This is a genomic window from Umezawaea sp., from assembly GCF_036375055.1.
GTDB lineage: Bacteria > Actinomycetota > Actinomycetes > Mycobacteriales > Pseudonocardiaceae > Umezawaea.
Map to the genome: position 1 here is coordinate 1 of NZ_DASUSQ010000129.1, position 22592 is coordinate 22592.

Genomic DNA, 22592 nt, shown 5'->3' on the forward strand with positions numbered 1-22592 from the left:
CTCGTCTACGCCACCATCCTGTTCGGGGCGTTCACCGCCGTGCCGGGCGTGAACAACGCGTTCACGCTGGCGCACTTCGACTTCGTGCTCTTCGGCATCGGCTCGGAGGCCATGGTCGACACGACCGCGATGGCGGTGGTCGCCGCTCCCCTGGCCGGGCTCCTCGGGGTGCTGATCGCCTACCTGGTCGTCCGGAAGCTGCCGCGGTTCGGGCCCGTGCTCGACTTCGTCGCGATGCTCGGCGTCGCTGTGCCCGGCACCGTGCTCGGGATCGGCTTCGTGCTGGCGTTCCGCTCGGAGAACCTGCTCGGCGGGGTGGTGGTGATCCCGTCGCTGGTCGGCGGGGCGGCCGTTCTCGGGGGTGCGGCCGGGATCGTGGTCGTGCTGGTCGTCCGCAGCCTGCCCGCGGCCGTCCGGGCGGGGGTGGGCTCCCTGCACCAGATCCACCCGTCGATCGACGAGGCGTCGGCGAGCCTCGGGGCCGACGACTCGACCACGTTCCGCCGGGTCACGCTGCCGCTGATCCGGCCCGCGCTGCTGGCGGGCCTGACGTTCGCCATCGCCCGCTCCATGACGACCCTGTCGCCGATCGTGTTCCTCACGACCCCCGACACCAAGATCATGGCCTCGCAGATCCTCGCCGAGGTCGACGCGGGCCGGTTCGGCAACGCGTTCGCCTACTGCTGCGTGCTGATGGCCATCGTGCTCGCGCTGATCGGCCTGGTGCGCCTGGCCCTGCGCGACCGGCGACCGGCACGCGCCACCCCGATCCCCGACGCGCCCGTGCTCGTGGGCGCCGTGAAGGAGTAGACGGCCATGGCCGACCACCACGCGGGCCACGTCGTGCTCACCGACCTCGTGAAGCGCTACGAGAACACCGATCCCACCGCCCGCCCCGCCGTGGACGGGGTCAGCCTGGACGTCCGGGCGGGCGAGTTCCTGACCCTGCTCGGCCCGTCCGGCTGCGGGAAGACCACGACCCTGCGGATGGTCGCGGGGTTCGAGACCCCCACCTCGGGCGGTGTGTCGGTGGACGGCGCCGACGTGCTCCCGCTGCCGCCGAACAAGCGGCCGATGGCGATGGTGTTCCAGAGCTACGCCCTGTTCCCGCACCTGTCGGTGTTCGAGAACGTCGCCTACGGGCTGCGCATCGCCCGCACCCGCCGCGAACGGCTGGAGGAGGCCGTCGAGATCGCGTTGACGAGCATGAACCTCACCGGGCTCGGCGAGCGGTTCCCGCACCAGCTCTCCGGCGGCCAGCAGCAGCGGGTCGCGCTCGCCAGGGCGATGGTGGTGCGGCCGTCCGTGCTGCTGTTCGACGAGCCGCTGTCCAACCTGGACGCGAAGTTCCGGGAGCAGATGCGGCGGGAGATCCGGCTGCTGCAACGGCGGATGGGCATCACCAGCCTGTACGTCACGCACGACCAGGCCGAGGCGATGAGCCTGTCCGACCGGGTCGTGGTGATGAACGCGGGCCGCGTCGAGCAGGTCGCCGCGCCCGCCGAGGTCTACACGCGGCCCGCGTCGGTGTTCGTGGGCAACTTCATCGGGCGCGCGACGTTCCTCCCCGTCCCCGACGCCGTGGTGCGGGACGAGCGGGCCCGCGTGGAGGTGTTCGGGCGGGAACTGGTGGTGGCCGCGCACCGGGGGGCCGGGAGCGGGGCGGTGCTGATGATCCGCCCGGAGTCGGTGTCGGTCACGCCCACGTTCGAGAACGGGACCGGGATCGTGCGCAGCGCGGTGTACCTGGGGGCGGGTGTGGACTACGAGGTGGAGACGGACCACGGGACCGTGCTCGTCTCGGTGGCCGACCCGGACGTGGACCAGCTCCTGGTGGAGGGGACGAAGGTGGGCCTGGACGTCGACCCGTCACGGGCCTACCTGCTGCCGCGCGGGTAGGGGCGGCTCTAGGCCTTCTTGGCCTTCTCCAGCGCCTCGGCCGCCTTGCGGGCCATGTCCCGCACGGCCGCGCGGCGGACCGCGTCCGCCTCGTAGTCCTCGCGCCGGTCCCGCACCACCCGTGCCGGGATGCCCACCGCGATCTTGTAGTCCGCCACCTCACCGCGCACCACGGCGTGCGCGCCGACGACGCACCCGCGGCCGATGACGCTGCCGCGGGTGATCGTGACCTTCGTGCCCAGCCAGGTGTCCGGGCCGATGCGCACCGGCGACTTCACGATCCCCTGGTCCTTGATCGGCAGGGTGATGTCGGCCGTCACGTGGTCGAAGTCGCAGATGTAGACCCAGTCGGCGACCAGGGTGGCGGCGCCGATCTCGACGTCCAGGTAGCAGTTGACGGTGTTGTCCTTGCCGAAGACGGCCTTGTCGCCGATGCGCAGCGAGCCCTCGTGGCAGCGGATCGCGTTGCCGTCGCCGATGTGCACCCAGCGGCCGATCTCCAGCCGCCCGTAGCCGGGGCGGCAGTGGATGTCGACCTTCTTGCCGAGGAACACCATGCCGCGCAGCACGATGTGCGGGTTGGCGACCCGGAACTTCAGCAGGCGCCAGTACCGGACCAGGTACCAGGGCGTGTAGGCGCGGTGGCGGAGCACCCACCGCAGCGACGCCAACGTCAGGAACCGGACCTGGGCCGGGTCACGGCGGGAACGGCTCCACTTCGCGGCTACGGGCGAGCCCCACATGCTGGTCACAGCAGAGGACCGTAGTCGATGCGGGCTGCCTCCTCGTGGAGCAGGCGTTCCAGGGTGAGGACGACCTGCGGTGTGCGCCTGGTGTCCAGCCTGGTCGCGTACACGTCGCGGGTCAGCGGGGTGCCCGTCAAGGGGCGGGCCACCACGGCCGCCGCCGAGTGCCGCAGGGACAGGCGGGGCAGCAGGGCGACGCACAGGCCTGCCTCCACCAAGCCGATGACGGTGTGGAAGTCGTCGCCCTCGAAGCGCAGCTCCGGGCGGACTGCGGCCAACTCGCGGACGACGTCCAGGCGCAGGCACGCCTGCGGGGCGGCCACCCAGGTGTCGCCCGCCAGGTCGGCCAGGTCGACGGTCGGGCGGGACGCCAGCGGGTGGTCGGCGGCCAGCACGGCCAGCACCGGTTCGCGGACGACCAGCCTGCGGCGCAAGCCCGCGGGCAGCGGCGTCGGGTCCTGGGCGTAGTCGAACGTGAGGGCCAGGTCCAGGTCGCCGCGTGCCAGGGCCGTGTAGGCGGCGTCGGTCTCGACCTGGCAGAGGGCGATGGGCACGCCCGCGAGGCGGGCCAGCGCGCCGGGGACGACGTGGGCGGCGGCTGAGGCGAACGCGCCCAGGCGGATCTGGCCGGTGCTGCCGTCGCGGACGGCGTCCAGCTCCACGGCGGCGGTGGCCAGCACGGCGCGCAGGCGGAGTTCGGCTTCCAGCAGGACCTGGCCCGCCTGGGTGGGGCGGACGGGGCGGCGTTCCAGCACGCGGAGGCCTATTCGGCGTTCCAGGTCGGCGATCTGCTGGGACACCGCGGGGGCGCTGTAGCCGAGTTCGGCCGCCGCCGCGGCGAACGAGCCGGTGCGCACGACCGCTTCCAGGGTGGCAAGCAGGCGGGGGTCCACCAGATAAGCATCGCTTACCCGTGGCGAAGTAGCCATTGCTTGTGCTTAACCGGAAAGCCCAACAGGATCGGACGTGTGGAACAAGACGTGGTGGACCTGGTGGCCCGGCTGGTGGAGATCGACTCGGTGAACCCGTCGCTGGTCCCCGGCGCGGCGGGCGAGGGTGAGATCGCGGGGTTCGTCGCGGACTGGGCGCGGCGGGCCGGGCTGCGGGTGGAGGTCGTCGAGGAGACGCCGGGACGGCCGAGCGTGGTCGTGCGGTCCAACCGGACCGGGACGGGGAGGACGCTGCTGCTGTGCGGGCACCTCGACACGGTCGGGCACGCCGAGCCGTTGGGCGCGCGGGTCGACGGCGACCGGTTGTACGGCCGCGGCGCCTACGACATGAAGGCCGGGCTGGCCGCCGCGCTGATCGCGTGCCGGGAAGCCGACCGCGCCGGGATCGGCGGCGAGGTGGTGGTGGCCGCGGTGTCCGACGAGGAGCACTCCAGCCTCGGCGTCCAGCAGGTGCTCGACCGGCTCACCGCCGACGGCGCGATCGTGTGCGAGCCGACCGAACTGACCGTCGTCACCGCCCACAAGGGCTTCGTCTGGACCGAGATCCGGGTCGTCGGCAAGGCCGCCCACGGGTCGCGCCCGCACCTGGGCGAGGACGCGATCCTCAGGACCGGTCCCGTGCTGGTGGCGCTGGACCGGCTCAACGAGCGGCTCCGCTCCCGCGAGCACCCGAGGCTCGGACCGGGCACACTGCACGCGTCGCTGATCACCGGCGGCCGGGAGGAGTCCACCGTGCCCGACCTGTGCGTCCTGACGATCGAGCGCCGCACCCTGCCCGGCGAGTCGGTGGCCGACGTGGAACGCGACGTCGCCGACCTGCTGGCGTCGTGCGACGTGACGGCGACCAGCCGCACCACGCTGTCGCGCGAGCCGTTCGAGATCGACGAGGAGCACGGGTTCGTCGGTGAGGTGGTGGCCGCGGTCGGCGCGGCGCTGGGCAGGCCCGCGGAGCTGGCGGGCGCGTCCTACTGGGCCGACTCGGCGTTCCTCGCGGCGGCAGGCATCCCCACCGTCCTCTTCGGACCTCCCGGCGACGGCGCGCACGCCGGGGTCGAGTGGGTCGGTCTCGGGGGGACGGTCGAGTGCGCCCGCGCGCTCCTCGCCACCGCGAAGGGCTTCTGCCGATGACGTTCACGCCCAACCCGCACTTCCGCCCCGACGCGGTGCCGCCGCCCGCCGGTCCGGAGGTGCAGGCGTTCCACCGCGGGATGCCGGGCTACCGGCCCTCGCCGATCCGCACGGTCGACGGGGTGCGGCTGAAGGACGAGTCGAACCGGTTCGGCCTGCCCGCGTTCAAGATCCTCGGCGCGTCCTGGGCGGTCGAGCGCACGGTGCGCGCCCACCCGGACACCCGCGTGCTGGTCACGGCCAGCGCGGGCAACCACGGGCGCGCGGTCGCCCGCGTGGCGGCGCAGCGCGGGCTCGGCTGCCGGGTCTACCTGCCCGTCGTCACGAGCGCGAGCCGGGCCGACCTGATCGCCGCCGAGGGCGCGGACGTGGTGCGGGTGGACGGCGACTACAACGCCGCCGTCGCGCTGGCGGAGCGGCACGCGGCCGAGCCGGGCGCCGCGCTGCTCGCGGACACGGCGCTGGAGCCCGCCACCGGCCCGCCCGAGTGGGTCATCGACGGCTACTCGACCCTGTTCCGGGAGATCGACGTGCCGGCGGACGTGCTGCTGGTGCCGACGGGGGTCGGGTCGCTGGCGGCGGCCGCGGTGCGGTGGGCCGTCCACGAGCGACCGGGAACGGCCGTCGTCGCGGTCGAACCGGCCACCGCGGCGTGCGTGACCGCGTCGATCGTCGTGGGCCGGATGGCCGCCGTGGACACGCCCGGCACGACCATGGCGGGCATGGACTGCGCGACGCCGTCGGCGGTGGCGTGGCCGACGCTGCTGCACGGTCTGACCGGGACGATCACGGTGACGGACGTCCAAGCGGCGCGGGCGATGCGCGACCTGGCGGTCGCGGGGCTGACCATCGGCGACTGCGGGGCGGCGACGCTGGCGGCGTGGCGGGCGGGCGGCGCGCCGGGCCGTTCGGTGCTCTGCGTGGCGACGGAGGGAGCGTCGGACCCGGACGCCTACGCCAGGGCCTTGTCCGCTTGACGACAAGAATCCCTCACCGTCTGGAGCTGACCGGTGACCGTGGGTATGGTCCGCGTCCATGCAGCGAAGAGGTGTCCTGACCACCGCCGTGGCCGTGGCCACGCTCGTGCTGGGCGTCTGCTCGGCTCCCGCCGCGCTCGGCGACCCCGCGGCCCTGGCCGAAGACCCCGCGTCCCTCGTCAACCCCCTGATCGGTACGACGAACCTCGGCAACACCTTCCCCGGTGCGGTGGCGCCGTTCGGCATGCTGGCGTGGAGCCCGGAGCTGTCCAGGGGCAACGCCACCCGCGCCGCGGCGCCGGGCGGCTACCACCACGACGTGAACAGGGTGCGCGGGTTCAGCCTGACGCACATGTCCGGCACCGGGTGCGCGGGCGGCTCCGGCGACATCCCCTTCTTCCCGCACGTCGGCGCGGTGACGACCTCCCCCGCCTCCGACGGCACGGACGCGGTGTACTCCAGCACGTTCAAGCACGAGAACGAGGTCGCCAAGGCGGGCCACTACACCGTCGGCCTCGACTCGGGCGCGAAGGCGGAGCTGACCGCGACGCAGCGCACCGGGTCGGGGCGGTTCACGTTCCCGGCCGACGAGCCCGGCACGGTGCTGATCCGCACGGCCAACTCCGAGGTCGGCAGCACCGCGTCGGACGTGACCGTCGACGCGGCGACGCGCACCGTCACCGGCTCCGTGACCAGCGGCAACTTCTGCGGCTACATCAACCAGGTCGGTAGGCGCAGCTACTACACGCTGCACTTCGTCGCCCAGTTCGACCAGCCGTTCACGTCGGTCGGCACGTGGCAGGACGACGTCGTCACGCCCGGCTCGACCACGTCGACCGGCGCGACGACCTACGGCACGGCCGGGTGGCCGCTGGTGGGCAAGGGGTCCGGCGCCTACATCGGGTTCGACACGGCGAAGAGCCCGACCACGAACGTCAAGGTCGGCATCTCCTACGTGAGCCTGGACAACGCCAAAGCGAACCTGAAGGCGGAGAACCCGCCGCGGCAGACGTACGAGAAGACCCGCGACGGCGCGGTGGAGGCGTGGAACGAGCAGCTCAGGCGCATCCGGGTCGGCGGCGGCACGGCCGATCAGCGGACCACGTTCTACACCGCGCTCTACCACTCCCTGCTGCACCCGAACGTCTTCAGCGACGTCAACGGCGAGTACCGGGGCGTGGACGGCGAGAAGCACCGGGTGTCCGGCGGGCAGGAGGTCCAGTACGGCACCTTCTCCGGCTGGGACGTCTACCGCTCGCAGCTCCAGCTCCTCACGCTGCTGGAGCCGGACGTCGGCTCGGACATCGCGCGGTCGCTGCTCAACCAGGCCGACCAGAACGGCGGCGTCTGGGACCGGTGGACGCACGCCTCCGGCGGCACGCACGTGATGAACGGCGACCCGTCCGCCCCCGCGCTCGCGGGCATCCACGCCTTCGGCGGCACCGACTTCGACGTGCGGTCGACGCTGACGTCGCTGGTCAAGGCCGCGACCGTGCCGACGGCGCTGGACCTGAGCCGCGACGGCTGGGCGGTCATGTCGGTCGGCCAGCGCCCGTCGCTGGACAAGTACCTGGACAAGCACTACATGCCGTCGGTGTCGAACGCCTGGGGCGGCGCGGCCGAGACGCTGGAGATGTCCACGGCCGACTTCGCCCTGTCCGAACTCGCGAAGGACGTGGGCGACCCGGCGACCGCGGCGGTGTTCGCCGAGCGCTCCCAGTGGTGGCAGAACAACTTCGACCCGGTCGCGCACGGCACCGGCGGGTACGTCCGCAACCGCAACGCCGACGGCACGTGGGTGCGCGACTTCGCGCCCGGCACGGAGAACGGGTTCGTCGAGGGCACCAGCGCCCAGTACACGTGGATGGTGCCGCACAACGTGGCCGGGCTGGTCGAGTCGATGGGCGGCCGGGACCGGTTCAACCAGCGGCTGGACACCTTCTTCCACCAGGCGGACGGCAGCTGGGCGTTGAGCAACGCGGGCCCGGACAAGGCGGCGCTCGACAACGAGCCGTCGATCGGCTCGCCGTGGCTCTACTCCTACACCGGTCAGCCGCACAAGGCGCAGCAGACGATCCGCCAGGCGGTGAACACCCTGTGGGGCGACAAGACCGGCGGCATCCCCGGCAACGACGACCTCGGCGCGATGTCGTCGTGGTACGTGTTCGCGGCGATGGGCATGTACCCGCTGGTGCCCTCGCGCGCCGAACTCGTGCTCGGCAGCCCGCTGTTCCCGAGGATCGAGGTCGACCGGGACGGCGGCAGGGACATCACCATCACGGCCCCGCGGGCCGCTGCCGACGCGCCGTACGTGCGGTCGCTCAAGGTGAACGGCAGGGCGTCCACGAAGCCGTGGCTGCCGGAGTCGTTCGTGCGGAACGGCGGCAGGCTCGACTACGTGCTCGGCACGACCGCGAACACCGCGTGGGGCTCGAACCCGGCCGACGCGCCACCGTCGTTCCGCGACGGCGAGCAGCCGATCGACCACAGCCAGCCGTTCCACCTGACCGTGTCGCCGACCAGCCCGACGCTCGCGCCCGGCGGGTCGATCGAGGCGGCCGTGCTGGCGAAGCGGCTCTACGACGGGGACCCCGCCGTCGGCTACGCGATCACCGGTGACAGCGCGCTGGTCTTCACGCCGTCGAGCGGCGCGGTGCCGATCGACGACACCGGCGCGAAGTTCACCGTCTCCACCGCGGCGGGCACCCCGCAGGGCTTCTACTCCGCCACGGCCACGGTGACCGTCGCCGGCGCCGAGCCCGTGGTGCTGCCGCTGACGGTGAAGGTGGCCGAGCCGGGCAGCATGCTGGCCGCGGTGGACAACATCGGCGTGTCCGACGACAAGGGCTCGGAGGAGGCCGACTTCGACGGCGGCGGGTACAGCTACTCGCGGCAGGCGCTCGCCGCGGCCGGGCTCACCCCCGGCGGTGCGGGCACGGTGGACGGACTCGCGTTCACCTGGCCGAACTCGCCGGAGGACCGCGCGGACAACGTGGTCGCCGCCGGGCAGGACATCGACGTGGGCGGCACGAGGCTCGCGTTCCTCGGAGCGGCGGCGGGCGGCGCGCGCACGGCGGCGGGCACGGTGACCTTCACCGACGGCACGACCGCGCCGATCGACCTCGGGTTCAGCGACTGGACCCTCGGCGGCGGCTCGCAGAACCCGTCCTACGGCAACGTCGTCGTGGCCAAGACGCCGTACCGCAACCAGATCGGCGGCGGCAGCGAGCAGGTGGTGACCCACATCTTCGCCACGAGGACGTACACGGCGCCCGAGGGCAAGGTGCTCAAGAGCGTGGAACTGCCCACGAACGGAGGCCTGCACGTGTTCGCCATCGCCTCCGCGTAGGCGGGACCGGTGGTCGGGGCGGGAAACTCCGCCCCGACCACCGGTTTGCGACGGGTGGCGTTCCGGGCAGCCCACCGGTAAACCGAGTGGAGGCCGTCATCGTGTTCAGCGGAGTCCTGTTCGACTTCTCCGGCACCCTGTTCGACGACAAGTCCGTGCTCGACCCGGCTCGCGCGACCATCGGCGACGACACGATCACGCGGGTGCTGTCCGTCGTGGACTCCCCGGAGGGGATCGAGGCCCGCCGCGGCTGCGACGTGTCCCGCGAGCGCCACCGGGCCGTGTGGACGACCCTGATCGCCGAGGCGGGTCCGTACAGCACCGAGGTCGTCGGCGCGATCTACCGGGCGCTCACCGACCCGGCGGCGTGGACGCCGTACCCCGACACCGCGCGGGTGGTCACGGCGCTGCACGAGCGCGGCGTGCGCGTCGGCGTGGTGAGCAACATCGGCTGGGACATCAGGCCCGCGCTGGCCGACGCGGGCGTGCTGGACGTGCTGGACACCGTGGTGCTGTCGTGCGAGCACGGCGTGGAGAAGCCCGACCCCGCGCTGTTCGCGCTGGCGTGCGACAAGCTCGGGCTGGAGCCGGGGTCGGTGCTCTACGTCGGCGACGACCCGGTCAAGGACGGCGCGGCCGTGCGGGCCGGGATGCCGGTCTACCTGCTGCCCAGCGAGCGGTCGGCGACCCGCGACCGCGGTCTGGTGGCGGTGCTGGAGCTGGCCCAGCGCTGACGGGGCGGACCCGTTCGGCGCTACCGTCCGCGCCATGCCCAGCACCAGCACCCGCCCCCGCGTCGTCGTCTCGGTCGTCACGACCGCCGACGGACGGGTCGCCCCCAGCCGCGCGGAGCGGCTGCTCGACGACGACGCGAACCGGCGGTGGCGGGCCGTCTGGCCGCCGGACACCGCCGACCTGCTGGCCCGGCGGGCGGAGGCCGTCGACCGCCACCGCCCGACGCTCGTGCTGGAGGGCAGCGGCACCTTCGTGGCCGACGACGACGGCCCGTGCGAGCTGCCCGCGACGTCGGTGCCCGCCGAGGAGCTGCGGACGGACTTCCTCCCGCACCGCACGCCGCGGTGGTTCGCCGTGGTCGACGGCCGGGGCCGGGTTCCGTGGACCCACAAGGGGGACGCGGAGACGAGCCTGCTGGTCGTCACCTGCCGGAGCACGCCGCTGCCCTACCTCGCGCACCTGCGCCGGGAGGCGATCCCGTACCTCGTCGCGGGTGACGACCGGGTCGACCTGGCCGCCGCGCTGACCGCGTTCCGCGACCGGCTGGGTGTCGAGTGCGTCGTCTCCGAGGCGGGCGGCGGCCTCAACGGCGCGCTGCTGCGGGCGGACCTCGTCGACGAGCTGCACGTCGTCACCGTCCCCGCCCTGGTGGGCGGTCTCGGCACGCCGTCGGTCGTGGACGGACCACCGCTCGCCCCCGGCGCGACCCCGGTGCGGCTGCGGCTGGTGACCGCCGAGGTCGGCGAGCACGGCACCATCCGGACCCACCACGAGGTCGACCGGTCCTAGGGCCGCACGAGCACCTTGCCCAGCACGCGGTCGGTGGCGAGCCGGTCCAGTTCCGCGGGCAGGTCGGCCAGCGCCACCTCACCGGTCACCAGCGGCTCCACGACGAGGCCGCCCGCCAGCGCCGCCACGGCACGGGGGAAGTCGGCGGGGCCGGTGCCGTAGCTGCCGCCGACGACGACCGGTTTGCCGTGCCAGCCCGCGAGCCACGCGGACTCCCGGCGCCGCACCGCGTCGAGGTCGCAGTCGAGGTCGGGCAGGCGGTCACCGGCCTTCGTGCCGCCGTAGAGCATCACGACCCCACCGGGCCGCACGAGGCCCAGCGCGTCGCGCAGCAGGTCCGGGAACACGAAGCTGGTCGCGACCACCACGACGTCCTGGCTGTCCGGCTCGACGTCACGACCGACCGCCGAGGGCAGCACGCCCCGTTCGGCCAGGAAGTCCAGCCGGTCGCGGCCCCGGTTGCGCAGCGCCACGCGCGCGCCCGCGAGGTCCATCAGCCCGGCGATCAGCACGCCCGCCACGCCCGCGCCGAGCACGGTGACCGTGCGCGGCGGGGCACCCGCGTGCCGTTCGGCCATCGCCACGCAGTGCGCGGCGCACGCGGCGGGCTCGGCGAACACCAGCGTCCGCGCGCCGACCCCGTCCGGCACGCGGGGCAGCGCGCGGACCAGGTCCTCCTCGGTGCCCGACACCCAGAGCGCGCGGGCGAAGCCGCTGCCCCTGCGGACGGGGACGTTGGGGTCGAGGCAGACCCGCGTGCCGACGGGCAGGACGCCGTCCTCGACCACGCCGACGAGTTCGTGGCCGAACTGGCTCGGCCCGCCGCGCACGCCGGTGATCTCCTTGAGGTCCGAGCGGCACACGCCCATCAGCTCGGTGCGCACCAGGACGCCGGGCGTCCCGTCGCGCGCGGGCGGTTCGTGGACCAGGCGGGGGCCTTCGGCGGTCAGCGCGACGGCGAGCTGGTCCACACGGTCTCCAGGGCTTCGGCGAACCGGTCGGCGATCAGGTGGGCGTCGTCGACGGTGAGGACCAGCGGTGGCCGCAGCTCGATCACGTTGCCGAGGCCGTGCTCGGACACCCGCGTGATCACCCCGAGGTCGCCGAGGGCGGCGCTGAGCGCCGTCGCCAGCCGGGGCGACTTCGACCCGTCCGGTTCGGCCAGTTCGACGCCGAGCATGAGCCCGACGCCGCGGACGTCGTCCAGGAGGTCGAAGCGCTCCCTCAACTCCGTGAGCCGGTCGAGGAGCACCTGCCCGGTGGCGCGGACGTTGGCCAGGAACTCGGGCTGCTTCACGATGTCCAGCGTCACCACGGCGGCGGCCGCGGACAGCGTGTGGCTGCCGTAGGTGAAGCCGTGCAGGTTGCGCGGCATCCCGACGAGGTCCTCCTCGGTGATGATCGCCGCGAGCGGCAGGCCGCTGCCGGTGAGGCCCTTCGAGACCGTGATCATGTTCGGTGCCACGCCGAAGTGGTCGGCGGCGAACAGCGAGCCGGTGCGGCCGAGGCCCGTCTGGTTCTCGTCGAAGATCAGCACGATGTCCCGCTCGACGCAGAACTCCTTGAGCCGCTGGAGGTAGCCCGGTGGCGGGACGACGTTGCCGCCGACGCCGCTGATCGGCTCGATGATCATCGCGGCCACGCTGCCGGTCGACGCGTAGGTGATGAAGTCGTCGATGCGGTCGACGCACAGCTTCCCGCAGCTGTCCGGTCGCTGGGCGTAGAAGCAGCGGTGGCAGTACGGGTCGGGCACGTGCAGCGCGCCCGGCATGTGCTGCTGGAACGGGGCCCGGATGCGCGCCGAGCCGTTCCACCCTGCGGCGGCGACGGTCTGCCCGACGTGCCCGCGGAACGGGACGATGACGTCCCGCTTCCCGGTGTGCCACTGGGCGATCTTGATCGCGCCCTCGTTCGCCGTCGACCCGCCGGAGCTGCGCAGGTTGACCTTCGTGAGGTTGGGCGGGGTCAGCTCGACCAGCTGCCGCATCACCCGGTTCGTCGGGTCGGTCTGGAACGACGAGCTGGCGAACACCAGGTCGTCGGCCTGGCCCTTGATCGCCGCGATCACGGCGGGGTGGTTGTGCCCCAGCACCAGGTTGAACGTGCCCGACACGCAGTCCAGGTACTCGCGCCCCTCGGAGTCCCACATGCGGACGCCCTCGCCGCGCACCAGCCGCACGTCGCCCAGCTCGTAGTAGGCGTCGTCCTTCGGGTTGACCCCGGTGACCGGGTGCATCAGCGCAGGCCCAGGCTGCCGAGCTGGGTGTCGACCCAGCGCTCCAGCGTCCACGGTTCGGCGGCCTCGCGGCGCCTCGACGCCGACGCGGCCCGCTCCTCCGGCGACGCCAGCAGGGCCGCCGCGATGGCCTCGGCCTGCTCGGACACGTCGAACGGGTTGACCGAGCGGCACACCTCCGAGAGCACCTCGGCCGCGCCCAGCATCTCCGACATGATCACGTCGGCGTCCCGCCGGTTGACCAGCGGGGCCTCGAACACGCTCAGGTTCTGGCCGTCCACGGTGGAGTTGAAGACGAGCAGGTCGGCCCGCTCGAAGCAGCCGAAGCTGTGGTTGACCTCGTTGTCGCAGTGGGTGCGCACGGTGTCCTCGCCCAGTGCGGCGTTGGCGGCGGCCACCTCCTCCTCCACCCGGCGCACGTAGTCGGAGTTCGCCTCGACGTAGAGGCGGTTGGGGTTCATCCGCACCAGCATCCGCGTGCCCGCGAGTTCCGGGTTCGCCTTGACCGCCTCGACGAACGCCCGCACCGCGCGCCAGCCGTTCTTGATCGGGTCCGTGCGTCCGGAGTGGACGACCAGCCGGTGGTCACCGGCCCACTCCTCGATGCCCTCCGGCATGGTGGAGTTCCTGCGGTGCAACGTCTCCGGGCTGTAGCCGAGCACCTGCGTGCGCACCCGGCAGGTCCGGCCGCGCCACGTGACGGTGCTCGCGGCGTGGTCGACCACGGCGTCCGGGAACAGGTCCTCCACGCACGCCAGGAAGTTGCGCGACCAGCGGTCGGCGAAGAAGCCGATCACGTCGGAGGCGAGCATCCCCTCGATGATGCCCGTGCGCATCGGCTTGGGCAGGATGCGCCAGTAGTCCGCCGACGGCCACGGGATGTGCACGAAGTGCAGGATGGGCGCGTCCGGCCGCCGCGCCCTGATCCGCGCGGGCACGCGGACGAGCTGGTAGTCGTGCACCAGGTAGACGGGGTCGGCCACGTCGGCGGAGCGGGCCAGCAGCTCGCGGGCGTAGTCCTCGGTGAACTCGTCGAACGCCCGCCACGCCTGCCGGGTCTCCTCGCCGAACGTCGGCGTCGTCCACTTGTCCCAGCCGTAGTTGTTGCCCGCCCACAGGAGTTCGGCGGTGAGGAAGTCCTGCACGACCCGGAACGTCTCGCGGTCGTGCCGCAGCGGGTGCACGGTGATCTCGCGGCCGGACGGGAGTTCGGTGACGATCCCGTCCGGGTTCTGCTCGGAGGCGAGGTGGTCGTCGTCGGTGTCGGCGCTGACGATCCACGACACGTCGAGGTAGCCCGCCTGCTCGGCGACGACGTTGCCGGTGCCGCCGGGAGCCAGCCACGCCTTGAGCAGTCCGGTCTCGGGGTCGGGCGCGTACGTGACGACCGCGCGCTTGCTGGCCAGGAACAGGTGCTTGCTCATCGGTCCTCAGTCCTCCACGACGTCGTTCTCGGTCAGGACGACCGCTCCGGCGTCCACCCCCAGCGGAGCGAGAGCGGCCAGTTCGGGGAGTTCGTGCGCCCTCGTGCTGTGCAGGCAGGCGTTGACCGGGCGGCTGGCGTAGTGCCCCTCGGCCCTGGGCTGGGAGCGCACCAGCGCCGGGTCCGCGCCGATCGCGAGCGCGATCCGCCGCGCCCACGCGTACCGGGTCAGCCGCTCGGGCCCGCCCAGGTGCAGCAGCCCGGTGCGGCCCGCGAGCAGCAGCGCCGCCGTCCACGCGGCCACGTCGTCGACCAGCACCGGGGTGTTCCAGTGGTCGTCCGGCACGTCGACGCCGCTGCCGTCGCGCAGCGACCGGACGCAGGTGGTGAAGAAGTTCGGCCGGATGCCGTCGGGTTCCCAGCCGTAGACCAGGCTCACCCGCAGCGCCAGCGCGGACCCGGTGTCGAGCAGCGTCCGCTCGGCCGCCAGCTTCGCCCTGCCGTAGGCGTTCGCGGGCGAGACCTCGTCGGTCTCGGCGCTGCTGGGGCGGGTGCCGTCGAAGACGTTGTCGGTCGAGATCAGCAGCACCGGACGGCCGTCGGAGGCGGCGGCGACGTTCGCCGCCCCACCGGCGTGCGCGGCCTCCGTCTCGGCCGGGTTCCGCTCGCACCAGGTGATGTCCGACGGGCCGTGCACGACGACCAGCGCGTCCGTGTCGGCGACGACCTCGCGGCAGGCGTCGGGGTCGCGCACGTCCAGCTCCCGCCACGGCAGGCCCCGCGAGGTGGCCGTGGCGGGCCGGTGCCGGGACGCCACCACGGGGTCCACGTCGAGGGCGCGCAGCCGAGCCCCGACCGCCGCGCCGAGGAACCCGCTGCCGACGACCAGCGCCCTCACCCGGCGACTCCTTCGGGCTTCGGGACGCGCAGCAGCGCGGTGGCGACGGCGACCACCACGCCGCCCGCCGCGATCACGGCGAACGCGGTGGACAGCCCCCAGCTCGCGGCCAGCAGGCCGACGAGCGGCGGGCTGCCGAGGAAGCCCAGGTAGGAGATCGTGGTGACGGTGGTGATCGCGGCGGGCCTGCCCGCGTCGTCGGTGGACTTGCCCGCCATGCCCAGCAGCGTCGGCACCGCGGGTGCCAGCCCGACCCCCGCCAGCGCGAACCCGGCGAGCGCGAACGCGGCGGGCAGACCGGCCGGTTCGGTGACCACCGCCAGCACCAGGCCGAACGCGCCCAGGACGCTGCCGAACACCACCACCGTGAGGCCGGAGAAGCGTTCTCCCTGCCACTGGGCGAGCATCCGACCACCGGCCAGGCCGATCATGTACGCGGCGGGGGCGGCGCTGCCGAGCAGCGGACCCGCGCCGAGGTTCTGCTCCAGGTGGATCGCACCCCACTGCTCCACGGCGTTCTCCATGAAGAGGACGATCGCCGCGACGAGGCCGAAGGAGACCAAAAGGGGCGTCAGGGTCCGCGCGCGGACCGTGGAGTCCGAAGTGGACTGCGAACGCCAGCCGGACCGGTCGACCGCGAGGTAGGCGCTCACCAGGACCAGCACGGCGATGACCAGCAGGACTTCCCGCGACGACGCCCCCAGTTGCCGGGCGAGCCCGACCGAGGGCGCGGCGACCACCATCGCGAGCGGGGTGGCGGCGTGGACCTTGTTGAAGAGCCTGACGCCGTCCCGCGCCTCGTGCGCGGCGGTGGTCGCGTTGAGGGCGACCTCGATGGCCCCGGACGTCGCACCAATCAAGACGAGGGAGGCCGCGAACGTCACCGGCGAGTACGTCCACCCCGGCAGCGCGCACGCCACGGCGAAGGCCAAAAGTACAAGCGGCAGTGCCCTTTCGCGCAATCGAGACACGAGTTTTCCGGTGATGACCATGGCGGGCAGAGCGCCGAACGGGATGCCGAAGAGGGCGAGTCCGAACTCCGAGTCGGTGGCGTCGATCTGGTCCTTGACCTCGGGCAGGAGCCCGGCCCAGCCTCCCCAGAACAGTCCCCAGCTCGTGGCCGCGAAGATCAATCCACTGGTGTTCGGACGGGGTGGCGGCGGACTTGCCAACACTGTCTCCCCTCACTGATTGGGTTACGTTGGGTTCAGTGTTTGTGAACCCAACGTAACTCCGAGATGGACGAGCTGCCAACCGACGCCTATCGGGTGATCCCCGAAAGGAGACAGATGGACAGTCGCGACTACTTGGTCACCGATCGAATCCCCTTGCCCGGCGGGCCTTCCGTCGTGCGGGTCGAGGTGACCCGCGAAGACGCCTACCGGATCGACGTGGTGCCCGACGTGGACAGTGCGATCGCCACACTGCTGGCCGAACTGGACGGTCGGCGGGCCGTCGTGATCACCGACCACGTCGTGGCCGAGCTGCACGCGGGCCGGGTGGTCGAGGCGCTGCGGGCGAACGACCAGCTCCTGGGCACGACGTCCATCCCCAGCGGCGAGAAGAGCAAGACGGCCACCACGGCGTTCGAGCTGATGGACTGGTTGGCGCAGATAGGTTTCGCCCGACGCGACGTCGTGGTCGCACTGGGTGGTGGCGTCATCGCGGACACCGTCGGCTGGGTGGCGAGCGCCTACATGCGCGGCGTGCCGTACGTGAACATGCCGACCACGCTGCTGGGCCAGGTGGACGCGGGCATCGGCGGCAAGGTCGCCGTCGACCACAGCCAGGCCAAGAACCTGGTCGGCGCGTTCTACCAGCCGCGGGCGGTCATCTCCTGCCTGGAGTACCTGGGGACCCTGGACCGCAGGCAGGCGAGGGCCGGGCTCGCCGAGGTGGTGAAGAAGGCCGTGATCGCCTCGCCCGCGCTGTTCGAGCACATCGAGCGGAACGTGGACGACCTGGTCGAGTGCCGCTCGCCCGCGGTGGACGTGCTGGTGCACGCCGCCAGCGCCATCAAGACCGAACTGGTGGGCCGGGACCCGTACGAGGTGGACCTGCGCAGACCCCTGAACTTCGGCCACACCGTCGGCCACGCCGTGGAGACCGTGACGGACTACGGCCCGGTGCTGCACGGCGAGGCCGTCGCGTTCGGCATGGCGGTCGCGGTCGACGTGGCCAGGTCGCGCGGGGTGGTCGACCCGGCGACGGCCGACCGGGTGGTGGCGCTGATCAGGAAGCTCGGACTGCCCGTCTCGCTGGCGGACCTCGGGGTCGAGGTCGACGTCGACGACGTCCTCGGGGCGCTGGCGAAGATCCGCCAGATCCGGGACGGCAGCCTGCGGTTCGTGCTACCGGTGGAGCTGGGCACGACGGCCATCGTGGAGGACGTCACCTCCGCCGAGGTGCGGGAGGCGCTGACGAGGGAGCGGCTGTGAGCCCGCTGTGGACCATTGACGCCGGCGGGACCGGGACCGCGACGACCGGCCCCGGCGGCAGGCGCCGGTACGGGTCGGTCAACCCGGCGGCGAGCGGCACCGAGGCGGCGGACGCCGTGCTGCGGACCGTGTTCACCGACCTGGCCGCCTCGCTGGGCGGCCGGGCCGGTGAGGGCTGGATCGCCACGGCCACGGTGGACCCCCGTGATCCGGGGTCGGAGCTGGAACGCCTGCGCCGGACCGCCGAACGGGCGGGCCTGCGCGGGCGGCTCGTCGTGTCCAACGACGCCCTGCCGTGGCTGGTGGCCCCGCCGCTGTCCGGGCGGGGTGTCGCGGTCGTGTGCGGCACCGGTTCCGGCTTCCTGGCGAGCGACGGCCGCTCCCCCGCCGTGCGGGTCGGGAGCTGCGAGTACCTCGGCAGCGACGAGGGCAGCGCGTACGACCTCGGCCTGTCCGGGCTGCGCGCCGCCGTGCGCGCGCTCGACGGCCGGGGACCGGACACGGTGCTGACGAAGCACTTCGGGGTGGCGACCGCGCGGGACCTCGCGCGGCGGGCGTTCCCGAAGGCGGCCGTGGCCGCGCTGGCACCCGTGGTGTGCCGGGCGTGGCTGGACGACGACGCCGTGGCGGGCGACCTGGTCACCGCCGCGATCGGCGAACTCGGTCTCGGGGTTCGTGCCGCCGCCGCGGCGGCGGGCCTCGAGGGCGAGTGGACCGTGGCGGCCGGGGGCGGTGTGTTCCTCGGCTGCCCGGAGTTCCTGACGGAGTTCCGCGGCGAGGTGCTGGGCGAGGTCGTCGCCGTGACCGATCCGAACGCGACGATCGAGGCCGCGCTGACGGCCGGCGTGCCGGACTGGGCGCTGGACGACTGCGCGTGGACGCTGGAGCTGGCCGCTCCCCCGCGCTCCGCGGTGGCGGTGCCCGCCACGACCACCGGGCCCGTCGCGCTCGGGCTGTGCCTGGCCGCGTGGGGCGGCGGGAGCCTGTCCGACGCGCTGGACGCGGCTCGCACGAGCGGCGTGGACGCGGTCGACCTGCCCACCGACACCACGTCGGGGCTGGTGGACGCCGACCGCTGGGCGGCCGACGCGGAGTACCGGTCCGAGCTGCGCGAGGCCGTGGCGGGCCTGGCCGTGACGTGCGTCAGCAACAGCCGCGACACCCAGCTCCTGCTGGGGCCGCACGGCCCGCACACCGATCCGGTGCTGACCGGGCCGCCGGACGAGAAGCGGGCGCACGCGCTGCGGCACGCGGAGCACGCGATCCGGATCGCCGCCGACCTCGGCGCGCGCCAGGCGCGGCTGATGTTCGGCGTCCCCGACCTGTCGCGGTGGCTGTCCTGGTGGCACAGCGACGTCTCCTGGGCCGACAACGTGCGGGCGTGGGTCGAGGCGGCCGAGCCGGTGCTGGAGCTGGCGCGGGAGCACGGGGTGCGGGTGCTCGTGGAACCGCACCCGAAGCAGGTGGCCTACGACCCGGAGAGCACGCGGGCCCTGCTGGACGCGGCCGACGTGGACCTGTGCCTGGACGTCGCGAACCTCGCGGCGGTCGGCTACGACCCGGTGTCGGTCGTGCGCGGCTGGGGTACCCGGCTCGGGGCCGCGCACGCCAAGGACCTCCAGCGCTGGACCGGGACCGACCGGCCGACCGGCGCGGGCTGGTCCCGCTACGGGCCAGGTCCGGCGATCCGGTTCCGCTCGCTGGGTTCCGGTGACCTGCCGTGGCCGGGCGTGGTCGCCGCGCTGCTCGACGAGGGCTTCCGCGGCGTGCTGTACGTCGAGCACGAGGACGCGCTGCTGCCCAGGCAGCAGAGCGTCGCCAACTCGGTGCGGCTGCTGCGCCCGCTGCTCCCGGAACGCGAACCGCAGGGGAGGACGTGGTGATGGACGACGTCAGGGCCGCGCTGCTGGCCGGCGGGCTCGGCGAGCGCATGGGGACGCTCACCGCGAGGACGTGCAAACCCCTCGTCCCCTACGCGGCCTCGTGCAGGCTGGTCGACTTCAGCGTGGACAACGCGCTGCGGTCCGGCATCCCCGAGCTGGTGCTGATGTCGCTGCACCGCGAGCGCGACCTCATCGACCACCTGCTGCGGAGCTGGGACGGCACGGCGCTGAAGGTCCACTTCGGACCGCACGACGACCTCGTGCGCGACCCGTCGTTCACCGGTCCGCTGCCGGAGCGCGCGCCGGAGCTGGGCACGGCCGACGCGCTGATCTCCAACGCGGAGCACCTGTTCGCGCCGGGCGCCCGCGACCTGCTGGTGCAGCACGCGGACCACGTCTACTCCTACGACTACGGGCCGATGCTGGCCGCGCACCGCGAGAGCGGCGCCGACGTGACGATCGGCGTGCAGGCCATCGAACGCCGGTACGTCACGCTGTTCGGCATGGTCGAGGTGAACGACGACCTGACCGTGCGGCGGCTGGTGGAGAAGCCGCCGAACCCCACGTCGGACCTGGTCTTCACCGCGTTCTGCCTGTTCCGCGTCGACGCTCTGGTGAAGGTGCTGGACGAGCTGGCGGCGCTGGGCGTGGACGGGTGGCAGCACGACATCAGCCGCGACGTGCTGCCCGCCATGATCGCCACCGGCCGCAAGGTGCTCGCCCACCCGGTCACCGGCTACTGGGCCGACATCGGCACGGTCGAGCGCTACCACTCGGGCCAGCTCGGGCTGATCGACCACCCGGAGGCGCTGCGGGCACCCAACACCCTCGGTGGTCCGGCGCCCCGGCGGATCGGCGGCAACCTCGTGGCGGGCGACCTGCCCGCGGGGGCCGACGTGCGGGGCAGCGTGCTGTTCCCCGGCTGCGTGGTCGAGCCGGGAGCGGTGGTGCACCGGTCGGTCGTGCTGCCGGGCGCCGTTGTCGCCGCGGGCGTCGAGGTGCGCGACACCGTCGTGGAGGCGGACGAGCACCTGACGACGTCCCGGTCCGGGATCGGGGAACTGGAGCCCTAGGTCCGTTCGGCGCGGCAGAGGATCGCGACGGGGCCGCTGCCGATCCTGGTCAGCACGACCGTGGCCTCGGCCGCGCCGGACAGCTTCAGCCTGCGCCGGAGCGCGTTCGGGTCGACGTCGAGGCCGCGCACCAGGATCTCCAGCCGTCCGACGTCGTGCTTGCGCAGCACGGCGCGCAGCGACTTCTCCGCGTAGTGCCCGTGCTCGACGACGCGGAACGCCCGGATGCCCGGCGGCGGCTCGTCCCCGGTCAGGTAGGCGATCCGCTCGTCGAGCTGGCCGAGCCCGTGGCGCGCGGCGTAGTGCCGGACCAGTCCGGCCCGCACGACCGCGCCGTCCGGGTCGACGATCCACTCACCGGGTGCGCGCACCGGGCAGTCGTCCGGCTCGGCGTCGGTGATCGTCCACTCCGGACTGCCCTGGCGCAGCACGGTCGCCCGCCTGGTCACACCCGGCGTGGCGAGCCCGCGCGTCCACAGGCACGCCTCGCGCACCCCGCCGTCCAGCGACACCAGCTCGACCTCGTCGGCCCACGGGGCCACGGCGAAGTCGATGCCCGGCGCGCACTTCACGGCCAGGTCCACGCCCGCGTAGGTGTCGGCGAGTTCGTCCAGCGGGGGCAGGAAGTCCGACGGCTTCCACGTCCGCCGCCCGGCCGAGTCCCGGCGGGCCGGGTCGGCCGTGACGGCGGAGGCCCGTGACACGCGGGTCAGGGCGTCCGCCCGCAGCAGCGGCTGGGACGGCCCGCAGTTGTTCCGCGCCATCGCCAGCCGCACGGGGTCCAGGTCGGAGCCGACGCACCGGTCGGCCACGCGCGCCAGCTCCACGAGGTCCGCGCCGATCGAGCACGTCACGTCGTGCACGACGCGACCGGCGAACCGCGCCGCCCGGTGCCGTCCGACCGGTGAGGCCGTGGCCTGCTGGAGGGCGTCGTCGGTGAACAGCCAGCCGCCCGAGCCGTCGATCTTGGCCTCGGCCTTCCGGCGCAGCAGCACCGTTTCCAGCACCGCCGCGAACCCGTCGCCCGCGATCCGGCGCGCGGCCGTCACGGCGGCCAGCCGGTCGGTCAGCGGCAGTTCCGCCACCTCGGCCACCGCGGCGCACCCGGCGTCGGAACGCAGGTGCGCCACGTCGGCGAGGGAGAACCGGTAGCCCACCTAGAGGGGCTTGCGACCGGTGATCGAGACGTTGTAGAACACCTCGCGCGGCAGCACCTTGGCGAGCACGTTCTCGTCCAGCCACGACAGCCGCTGCCAGCTCCGGTAGGCGAACATCGCCCAGCCGAAGCCCAGCTTGCCCTTCGGCACGGCGGCCTCGAAGGTGCGGACGGGCCAGCCGAACAGCGCGGCCGACAGCTCCTCCGTCACCGCCCTGACCTCGCGGGCGCCCGCCGCGCGAGCCGTGCGCTCCAGGTCACCGGGGTCGAACGTGTGCAGGTCCACCACCGCTTCGAGGGCCGCGGCGCGGGAGGACTCGTCCAGCTCCTCCTGCGGGCGGCGCCAGTCGGTGAGCACGGGCACCTTGGTGACGTTCGTGGTGAGCCACCAGGTGAGCTGGCCCAGCTTGCGGGCGTAGAAGTTGCCGATGTTCGTCGGGTCGCCCGCGAACACGAAGCGCCCACCGGGCTTGAGGACCCGCTGGACCTCCCGCATCGCCGCCTCGACGTCCGGGATGTGGTGCAGCACCGCGTGCCCGATGACGAGGTCGAACGTGTTGTCGTCGTACGGGATCCGCTCGGCGTCGGCCACGCGGCCGTCGACCGGCAGGCCCAGGTTCTCGGCGTTGCGGAGCGCGACCTCGACCATGCCCGGCGACAGGTCCGTCACCGAACCCTTCTTGATCACACCGCCCTGCATCAGGTTCAGCAGGAAGAAGCCCGTGCCGCAGCCCAGCTCCAGGGCGGTCTCGTACGGACCGACCCCGCCCGAGACCGCGCGGAAGCGGTCCGTGGCGTAGGTGATGCAGCGCTCGTCGTAGGAGATGGACCACTTCTCGTCGTACGTACCGGCTTCCCAGTCGTGGTAGAGCACGTTGGCGAGCTTGGGGTCCTTCCACGCCGCCTCCATCT

General features: G+C 73.2%; 19 protein-coding genes. 10 read left to right on the plus strand and 9 right to left on the minus strand.

The genetic code is table 11. The annotated features are described in order from the left end of the window. Both VFZ92_RS32160 and VFZ92_RS32165 read left to right on the plus strand, forming a co-directional pair. Positions 1-810: ABC transporter permease (locus tag VFZ92_RS32160; RefSeq protein ID WP_330879871.1), on the plus strand; the 810-nt coding region annotated here is incomplete at its 5' end. A 6-nt stretch (positions 811-816) separates the two neighbouring features. Beyond that, a complete protein-coding gene (locus VFZ92_RS32165; protein ID WP_330879873.1) occupies positions 817-1899 on the plus strand; it encodes an ABC transporter ATP-binding protein in 1083 nt (360 codons plus the stop codon). Between the two features lie 8 nt (positions 1900-1907). Here the strand turns inward: VFZ92_RS32165 and VFZ92_RS32170 are convergent, their stop codons facing one another. Further along, entirely contained in the window at positions 1908-2651 is a 744-nt protein-coding gene (locus tag VFZ92_RS32170) for an acyltransferase (protein ID WP_330879875.1), read from the minus strand. Continuing rightward, on the minus strand, positions 2648-3538 hold the full coding sequence (locus tag VFZ92_RS32175; RefSeq protein WP_330879877.1) for a LysR family transcriptional regulator: 891 nt from the start codon (positions 3536-3538) through the stop codon (positions 2648-2650). Before VFZ92_RS32175 ends, VFZ92_RS32170 begins: the two co-directional genes overlap by 4 nt. Before the next feature lie 75 nt (positions 3539-3613). Here VFZ92_RS32175 and VFZ92_RS32180 point away from each other — a divergent pair, with 75 nt between their 5' ends. The 5 genes from VFZ92_RS32180 (at position 3614) to VFZ92_RS32200 (ending at position 10573) form a co-directional block, all read left to right on the plus strand. Beyond that, entirely contained in the window at positions 3614-4723 is a 1110-nt protein-coding gene (locus tag VFZ92_RS32180) for a M20/M25/M40 family metallo-hydrolase (protein ID WP_330879879.1), read from the plus strand. Further along, complete coding sequence (locus VFZ92_RS32185) at positions 4720-5700, plus strand: pyridoxal-phosphate dependent enzyme (RefSeq protein ID WP_330879882.1); 981 nt, start codon at positions 4720-4722, stop codon at positions 5698-5700. The genes VFZ92_RS32180 and VFZ92_RS32185 overlap by 4 nt, the downstream gene beginning before the upstream one ends. Positions 5701-5758: 58 nt before the next feature. Further along, positions 5759-9049 carry a GH92 family glycosyl hydrolase gene (locus VFZ92_RS32190; protein WP_330879883.1) on the plus strand — a complete coding sequence of 1097 codons (3291 nt, stop codon included), beginning with the start codon at positions 5759-5761 and terminating at the stop codon, positions 9047-9049. Positions 9050-9150: 101 nt separating this feature from the next. After that, positions 9151-9783, plus strand: coding sequence for an HAD-IA family hydrolase (locus VFZ92_RS32195; RefSeq protein ID WP_330879884.1), 633 nt, complete (start codon positions 9151-9153; stop codon positions 9781-9783). A gap of 34 nt (positions 9784-9817) precedes the next feature. Next, entirely contained in the window at positions 9818-10573 is a 756-nt protein-coding gene (locus tag VFZ92_RS32200; RefSeq protein WP_330879886.1) for a RibD family protein, read from the plus strand. On the opposite strand, the gene VFZ92_RS32205 is transcribed toward VFZ92_RS32200, so the two are convergent. Genes VFZ92_RS32205 through VFZ92_RS32225 form a run of 5 tightly spaced genes read right to left on the minus strand, consistent with a single transcriptional unit; the run spans position 10570 to position 16263 of the window. Next, positions 10570-11544 (minus strand): alcohol dehydrogenase catalytic domain-containing protein, encoded by a 975-nt coding sequence (locus VFZ92_RS32205; protein ID WP_330879888.1) that lies wholly within the window; start codon positions 11542-11544, stop codon positions 10570-10572. The genes VFZ92_RS32200 and VFZ92_RS32205 overlap by 4 nt on opposite strands. After that, positions 11520-12809: an aspartate aminotransferase family protein gene (locus VFZ92_RS32210; protein ID WP_330879890.1), complete on the minus strand. Its 1290-nt coding sequence runs from the start codon at positions 12807-12809 to the stop codon at positions 11520-11522. The genes VFZ92_RS32205 and VFZ92_RS32210 overlap by 25 nt, the downstream gene beginning before the upstream one ends. Continuing rightward, a complete protein-coding gene (locus VFZ92_RS32215; protein WP_330879892.1) occupies positions 12809-14233 on the minus strand; it encodes a trehalose-6-phosphate synthase in 1425 nt (474 codons plus the stop codon). Before VFZ92_RS32215 ends, VFZ92_RS32210 begins: the two co-directional genes overlap by 1 nt. Positions 14234-14239: 6 nt before the next feature. Beyond that, positions 14240-15130, minus strand: coding sequence for an SDR family oxidoreductase (locus VFZ92_RS32220; protein ID WP_330879894.1), 891 nt, complete (start codon positions 15128-15130; stop codon positions 14240-14242). Then, positions 15127-16263 (minus strand): MFS transporter, encoded by a 1137-nt coding sequence (locus VFZ92_RS32225; RefSeq protein ID WP_330879896.1) that lies wholly within the window; start codon positions 16261-16263, stop codon positions 15127-15129. The genes VFZ92_RS32220 and VFZ92_RS32225 overlap by 4 nt, the downstream gene beginning before the upstream one ends. A gap of 156 nt (positions 16264-16419) precedes the next feature. Between VFZ92_RS32225 and aroB the strand changes: the two genes are divergently transcribed. From aroB to VFZ92_RS32240, 3 genes are read left to right on the plus strand one after another with little or no spacing between them, the layout of a single operon-like run. Continuing rightward, positions 16420-17568 carry a 3-dehydroquinate synthase gene (gene aroB, locus VFZ92_RS32230; protein ID WP_330879898.1) on the plus strand — a complete coding sequence of 383 codons (1149 nt, stop codon included), beginning with the start codon at positions 16420-16422 and terminating at the stop codon, positions 17566-17568. Beyond that, complete coding sequence (locus tag VFZ92_RS32235; protein WP_330879900.1) at positions 17565-19451, plus strand: TIM barrel protein; 1887 nt, start codon at positions 17565-17567, stop codon at positions 19449-19451. The genes aroB and VFZ92_RS32235 overlap by 4 nt, the downstream gene beginning before the upstream one ends. Further along, positions 19451-20524: a sugar phosphate nucleotidyltransferase gene (locus VFZ92_RS32240; protein ID WP_330879902.1), complete on the plus strand. Its 1074-nt coding sequence runs from the start codon at positions 19451-19453 to the stop codon at positions 20522-20524. The genes VFZ92_RS32235 and VFZ92_RS32240 overlap by 1 nt, the downstream gene beginning before the upstream one ends. On the opposite strand, the gene VFZ92_RS32245 is transcribed toward VFZ92_RS32240, so the two are convergent. Together VFZ92_RS32245 and VFZ92_RS32250 are read right to left on the minus strand one after the other, a co-directional pair. Next, on the minus strand, positions 20521-21681 hold the full coding sequence (locus tag VFZ92_RS32245) for a THUMP-like domain-containing protein (RefSeq protein ID WP_330879904.1): 1161 nt from the start codon (positions 21679-21681) through the stop codon (positions 20521-20523). The two genes, VFZ92_RS32240 and VFZ92_RS32245, sit on opposite strands and share 4 nt — an antisense overlap. Further along, positions 21682-22590, minus strand: a complete 909-nt coding sequence (locus VFZ92_RS32250) for a class I SAM-dependent methyltransferase (RefSeq protein WP_330879906.1) — start codon at positions 22588-22590, stop codon at positions 21682-21684. Positions 22591-22592 lie beyond the last annotated feature (2 nt).